Source organism: Frankia sp. CcWB3, assembly GCF_977927595.1.
In genome coordinates this window covers 1-6,381 of record NZ_CDWRCK010000241.1, presented here as the reverse complement: position 1 = coordinate 6,381, position 6,381 = coordinate 1, and the positions used below count along the sequence as shown (strand labels likewise).

The following is a 6,381-nucleotide window of genomic DNA, read 5'->3' as shown; positions in this document are numbered from 1 at the left end:
CCGAGATCGGCGCCGGAAGCGATGGTGCGCGGGTGGTGGCGCTGAGGGCGCGCCCGGAACTCCGGCCACGAAGGTGCCGGGGACGCGCCCGATCGGGGGACAGCGCGGGGCCGTCAGCGACAGCGGCTGGTCTCAGCGCGCCCGTAGTCGATGCAGCGGCGGCACGTCAGCAATGGAGATGTGCGCACACTTTTCACTCTGAGTAGGTGAACGTTGCCGCGTCAAGAAGGAGGTGGGAATGTGACGTGCGATACGTCAGGCCCGCGCGGGAAGTTCGGGTGCGCAGCCGGGCCCGACCGTATGATTGTCCAATGGATGAGATAGTAATCTCATATTCCGAGACGCCGGGCTGGGATCCCGAGACCTACGACGGGGAGCGCCGCCGGCTCGTCCCCTCCTTCGACCTGCTGTACGGATCGGTCGGCGACCTGGTGGCGCGCCAGGGTGGCGCCCGACCAGCGGTGCTCGACCTCGGCGCGGGCACCGGTCTGCTGGCCGCCGCGGTCGCCGCGGCCGTCCCCGACGTCCGGTTGCACCTGTTCGACGGCGCCGCGCCGATGCTGGCCAAGGCCCGGGCGCGGCTGTCCGCCGGCTCGATCGAGGCCGTCACCGTCGCGGACCTCGCCTCCGCCCTGCCGACCGGCCCGTTCGACGCGGTCGTCTCGGCGCTGGCCATCCACCACCTCGATGACCCCGGCAAGCGCGACCTGTTCCGCCGGGTGCGCGACGTCCTGTGGCCGGATGGGCTGTTCGTCAACCTCGAGCAGGTCAACGGCCCGACTGCCGCCCTGACCCGGCAGTACGAGGACATGCACGAACGGCAGGCTCGGGCGGCGGGTTCAGACGACGCCGAGTGGCAGGCCGCGTTGCGGCGGATGTCCTTCGATCGGTGCGCGCCGCTCGCCGACCAGCTCGACTGGCTGGCCGACGCCGGATTCGCGCCGGTCGACTGCGTCGCCAAGCACGGCAGGTTCGCGGTCTATGCCGGCTGGCGCCCCTGAGCCCGTCCACAGCCCACCCCGTCACCCGGCGGGGCACCAGCCGGTGAGCCTCACATCAGCTGCCGGGCGACGTCCGTCCGCACACCTGCCAGGGCGGTGTAGGCCGCGCCGCCCGGACATTCGGTGGCCATCCAGTCGCGGTGCCCGCTAACGGCCGGGACGGTACGACGCCTGCCACTCACCGGATGGACGTAGTGGACGGTGCCGAGCGGGTCGAGATGATGCGCTCCGGTCAACGCGAGCAGCACCAGGACGAGCGTGCGACGGGCGGCGGCGGTGGGGGTGCGCGTCCGCAGGTCACCGAGCAGCGCGACGCCGACGTTGCCGGCGTTGAAGTCCGCCACGTGCGCACCCGTCACCACGTAGCCGTCCTCCCGGTGGCCGGGAACGCTCTCCGTTCCCGACCACCGGCCCTCGTAGAGCGTGCCTGCCTCGTCGATGAGGAGGTGGTACCCGATGTCCGACCATCCCCGCTCGACCGTGTGGAAGTGGTAGATCGCCCGCACGGTGGCGGCGGGGTTCGGATCGTCGTTGGGCGTCACCGTGTGATGAACCGTGACAACCTGGCCCGGGTGGTACGTCGGTTTCCAACCGCTGCCGGGTGAGGGGGACAGCCGCAGCGACTCGTCCGCGCCCCACGCGGCCCGGGGCAGGTAGCGCAGGTCGAGCGTCGCCGGCAGCCGGACGGGGGCGACCGGGGCGGCGGCGACGATCTGGGCGCGGCGAAGAGCCCCGGCGACCGGGCGGCGCGCGAAGCCGAGATCGCGGAAAGGGCGGCGTAGGCGGACACAATGGGTGCCGTTAACCGCTGCAACGGCCCCGACGTCGTGTTCAGGGCGGTGGACGTCACGGACGTCGCGCCGGGTGGCAACCACAGTTCGTAGCCGGTCGCGCGGTGCGCGGCGACCAGCACGGCGGCGCTCCTCCCCCCGGCCGGCGGGTCGTCCCGATCCACCGGACAGCCGACCGCCAGCGGCCGCCATGCGTCGAACCCACCCCCCGGCTGGCGCAGCCGGATCTCGGCGCCCCGAGAAGCGGCACCGCCGGCACCGGCGGTCCCGGCGGTCCCCGTGCCGGCACCCCCGGGACCGGCCCGGCCATCCGCCGCGCGATCCTTCCCGTCACGAGTCCATCGGACGGCCACGTAACCGATGTCGAAATCCGACGTCGCGGGCCCCACTCCCCTCGTCACGGCGGCCAGGGTCCGGGGCACGAGCACGACACGCGTCTCCGGCGCCGAGAGGGCCCGCGCTTCCGCACCGGGTCGGACCCCTGCGGCCGGTGGCCCGGCCGGGCCAGCGGACGCGCTGCTCGGCGCGGCGTCGAGCAGCGTCTCCGCCCATCCACCCAGACCGGCACCGGCGAGACCGAGAATTCCGCGCCGGGACAGACCGGGCTCACGGCGACGCCGGCGAAACGGGTCAGCGGCATCGGGCATGAGGCGTCCTTCGGGTCGTCATGGTCGAGACATTGGCACGCTACGGTAGTCGATGCCTCACCCTGTGCATCAAGGCGCCAAGAGATCCACCACGAGCCACGAGCTACCCGGCGGCAACGGGGACGGGGAATACGTCCCGGCGTCACGGGAAGGTCCATAAGCATCCGTTCGGGAGGACCTGAGCATCCGTTCGGGAGGAGGAGTGCCATGGTCGGGAAGAAGCCGCAGACCGACAAAACCGACAAGAAGGCGCAGGCCGACGAGATGCGGGACGATGTTCCGTCCACCATCGCCCGCTCCGACGATCAGGCCATCCGCACCTGGAAGAAGACCCACGACTCGGCGGTGGAGACCTACGGTGAGGGTGCGCGTGCCCACCGTGCGGCCTTTGCCGCCCTCAAGCACACCCACGAGAAGGTGGGGGACCGTTGGCGGCCGAAGGGTCGGCCCGGTCCCTCCGACGAGCAGGCCGCCACGCCGACGCCCGCCTCCCGGCACAGCGGGCCGACCGCCGAGGGCGTGGACGCGAACGCCTCGCTGACGCACCTGCGCGCGCTCGCCCGCGAGCTCGGCATCCCCGGCCGATCGACGATGTCGAGGGACGATCTCGTCGAGGCGATCAAGAAGGCCAACCGCAGGCGGACCGCGCAGGCCCGCAGCGGCGCGTAGGAGCCGTCCGCTCCTGGGAATACCGACCAGGACCAAGATTGGCGTTTACTACCTATGAGCTTTCGACGCGGATGCCGTCGAGTGCGAAACCCCGGATACCCATCATGGCCGGTAAGGGCCCACCGTCCGCGCGCCGCCGCGGGCGCAGGTACGTAGTGCCAGGTCGGGGCCGGCCCGGCCGGAGGCCGGGTCCAGCGGGTGGGTTCCCCCCGCCCCCGCCGATAAGTGATCTTCGTCGTCATGCGGTTGCCGGGGTCGGGGGGTCCCCCGAGCCCGAGGTCCCCCGCGCGCGAGGCCGCTTCGTCGCCGTCCTCCCGCAGGCTGAACCGCGCGTGCAGACGGCGCAACGGCTCGGGAGCCCACCAGTTGTAGTCGCCCGCCAGGGCCATGAACGCCGGGACGAGGATCGCTCGGACGAGGGTCACGTCGAGCACGATCGACACGGTCAGCCCGACACCCACCAGTTTGATCATGCTGATGTCCGATGCGGACAACGCGACCATGACCACGACGAGAGCGAGCGCCACACTCGTAATCAGTGGACCGGTCGCCCCCAGCCCACGGGCGACGGAATCGTGGTTGTCTCCCGTCCGCAGGTACTCCTCCCGGATGCGGGCGAGCAGGAAGATCTCGTAGTCCATGCTGAGCCCGAACGCGATGAAGAACATCAGGACCGGGCTGGTCATCTCCAGCGTGCCCGACACCTGGAAGTCGCCGACCAGACCGGTCAGGTGCCCGTCCTGGAAGACGAACGCCAGCAGCCCGACGGTGGCGGCGAGATTCAGCGTGTTGAGGAACATCGCCTTCAGCGGAAGGAGCACGCTGCCGGTGAACAGGAACAGCAGGATGAAGGTCGCCGTCATCACGACGGCGAAGGCCGGTAGCAGACTCCGCTTGATGGAATGCGAGGTGTCGAGGAAGTGTGGCGCGAGTCCGCCGATGAGGACGCCGAACGGCGCCGGTGTCGCCTGCAGCCTCCGGACCAGGTCCTTCGCCGGCTCGGACAGCGGAGACCTGTCGGTCTGCCACACCGACAGCCAGGCGCCGCGATGCGTTCCGACGTACCTCATCGGAGTCTTCGGCACCGCACCGACCCGCTCGCCCCGCAGGAAGCTGCCGGTGACGGTGTCGATGCGGGCAACACCCGGCAGCGCGGACAGCCGGGTCGCGTAGTCGGTCAGCTTCTCGGCGTTCCCCGGGTCCCGCGCGTCCGCTCCGGGCACCACGATCGGAATCTGGCAGGGCAGGCAGACGACGAAGTCCTCCCGCATCGCGTCATTGACGACGTGAGCCTCCGCGGTCGCCGGCAGGACCGTGTCGTCGGCCAGCGCGAGGTTGAGGTGGCGCAGCGGCGCGGCACACAGCACCAACACGAAGATCGCGGCCCCACCGAAGAACACCGGGTGGCGCATGACCCGCCGCGCCAGCGCCGACCAGCCGCGGCCAGCCGCCGCGGCCCCCACGCGGTGGCCGCCGGACCGCCGGCGACCCGAGCGCCTCGGGCGTGACCCCGAGCGTCTCAGGCGTGACAACGCCAGCCGGACGTTGCCGCGCTCAATGCGGTCACCGAGGACCATCAGCGCCGCGGGCAGCACGAGCAGTGCGGCCACCTCCGAGGCGACGACGACGATGATGCCGGCGAAGGCGAACGAACGCAGGTAATAGATCGGGAAAACCAGCGCGGCCGTCAGGGACAGCGCCACCGTCACCCCGGAGAAGAACACCGTGCGCCCGGCGGTCTCCAGCGTCCGGCGCAGCGCCGCCGCCGGGAGCAGCCCGCGGTCCTGTTCGTCCCGAAAACGTCGCAGGATGAACAGGCTGTAATCGACCGCGAGACCGAATCCGAGGGCGGTCGTCAGGTTCACCGAGAAGACCGACACGTCAGTGAGCGGGGCCGCCAGCCGCAGCAGCGCGAGACTCGACACCACCGACACCACGCCGACCAGGACCGGAAGCAGGGCAGCCGGGACCGTGCCGAAGGCGTAGAGCAGCACGAGGAACACCAGCGGAGCGGAGATCTGCTCACCGTGCGCCAGGTCGACACGGCTGCGCTCGGTCACGTCACGCATGACCGCGGGCGCCCCGCCGAACCGGACCTGGACCCCCGGGCCGTCGTGGGCGTACCGGTCGTGCAGGGCGTTCAGGCGGTGCTGGATGTGGTCCTCGGAACCGGTGAGCCGGAACACGATCAGGGCCGACCGGCCGTCCTTCGCACGCAGCAGCGGGCTCGCCTCGTTGGGCCCGCCCGGCCAGTACGACAGCACCGAGGTCACCCCCGGCTCCGCGGCAATCCGCCCGGTGAGCTCCCGGCCCAGGCGGGCGACGATCGGCCCGTCGATACCCGGGGCCGACGTCAGCATGATGGCGACGTCGGGGGGCGCGTCCGGGAACTCCTCGTCGAGCAGCCGCTCGGCCCGCGTCGACGGATCGCCCGGTGCGTAGAAACCACCGGTGGCAAGCTGGTCGTAGATTCCGGCATTCCACGGCAGCAGCACGACCACCAGCAGGCAGGCAGCGGCGAGTACCCTTCCCCGGTACACGACGGCCGCGTCAGCCACCATTGTGAACAGCGAACGGGGTGGTGCGCCGGTGGAGCCCGTCGGCGCGGGGCCTCGGTCGGCCCAGCCCTCGTCCCGTCCGTGCGACCCCTCGTCCCGTCCGTGCGACAACGCGGCATACGTCACCCGATCGGGGCGGGATTCGCGCTGCTGCGCCGGATCAGCGAACGACGGCATGACGCTCCTTCGAGGATCTCCCGTGCCGATGGATCTCGTGACGGCCGGACGGTGGCCGCCAGCGGCCACGCGTCCGGGCATGGAGCACCGCATGGAGCACTGCGAGGAAGTCCCGAGCTTCTACCTTGAAAGTAGACCTGCCTGAGACCCTGGTCCCGAACTACCCTCGCCCGGAGGCAGAAGTGTAGCGGGAGTCTGGCCACGATCGATATTCGGCCGCCGAAAGCAGGGCCGCCGGAAGAATCTTCGAGGGTAGGCGGCCGCCGCGGCGTAGGAGGAGTGGGCGGGAATGCCGGGAGCAATCCCGAAGGTAGTAGGGCAATGCCTCAGGCCCGGCCTGAGCCTCGGCTCGCCGGCCGGGCGGCCCCGCCGCTCCTGCCCGCACAGCGTGAAAACACCGCTATGGCACCGATGGCAGGCCACATCGACCCGCGGTCGAGATCCTCGTACACCGGCGCCGGGAATATACGGGGTCTTCGAAGTTAACCGGGGTGGGCGTGAAACCCCAGCCAGTTTGGTAACTGTGCGTAATGTTGGC

3 protein-coding genes and 1 pseudogene are annotated in these 6,381 nt (G+C 70.8%); 2 read left to right on the top strand and 2 right to left on the bottom strand.

Annotated elements, in window-relative coordinates; genetic code table 11:
• Positions 1-311: 311 nt before the first annotated feature.
• The gene (locus ACY5KJ_RS16355) at positions 312-1,001 is read left to right on the top strand and encodes a class I SAM-dependent methyltransferase (protein ID WP_462188136.1); all 690 of its coding nucleotides are present in this window, start codon (positions 312-314) and stop codon (positions 999-1,001) included.
• A gap of 50 nt (positions 1,002-1,051) precedes the next feature.
• Here the strand turns inward: ACY5KJ_RS16355 and ACY5KJ_RS16350 are convergent, their stop codons facing one another.
• A complete protein-coding gene (locus ACY5KJ_RS16350; RefSeq protein WP_462188135.1) occupies positions 1,052-1,984 on the bottom strand; it encodes an N-acetylmuramoyl-L-alanine amidase in 933 nt (310 codons plus the stop codon).
• 662 nt (positions 1,985-2,646) lie between these two features.
• Between ACY5KJ_RS16350 and ACY5KJ_RS16345 the strand changes: the two genes are divergently transcribed.
• Positions 2,647-3,108 (top strand): ChaB family protein, encoded by a 462-nt coding sequence (locus tag ACY5KJ_RS16345; RefSeq protein ID WP_462188134.1) that lies wholly within the window; start codon positions 2,647-2,649, stop codon positions 3,106-3,108.
• A gap of 398 nt (positions 3,109-3,506) precedes the next feature.
• Here the strand turns inward: ACY5KJ_RS16345 and ACY5KJ_RS16340 are convergent.
• Positions 3,507-5,669, bottom strand: a pseudogene (locus tag ACY5KJ_RS16340) (MMPL family transporter); the annotation flags it as partial.
• Positions 5,670-6,381 lie beyond the last annotated feature (712 nt).

Bases quoted from the DNA above. Each gene is read 5' to 3' on its own strand.
- ACY5KJ_RS16355 (WP_462188136.1), top strand. From the start codon at position 312: ATGGATGAGATAGTAATCTCATATTCCGAGACGCCGGGCTGGGATCCC.
- ACY5KJ_RS16350 (WP_462188135.1), bottom strand. From the start codon at position 1,984: ATGGCGGCCGCTGGCGGTCGGCTGTCCGGTGGATCGGGACGACCCGCC.
- ACY5KJ_RS16345 (WP_462188134.1), top strand. From the start codon at position 2,647: ATGGTCGGGAAGAAGCCGCAGACCGACAAAACCGACAAGAAGGCGCAG.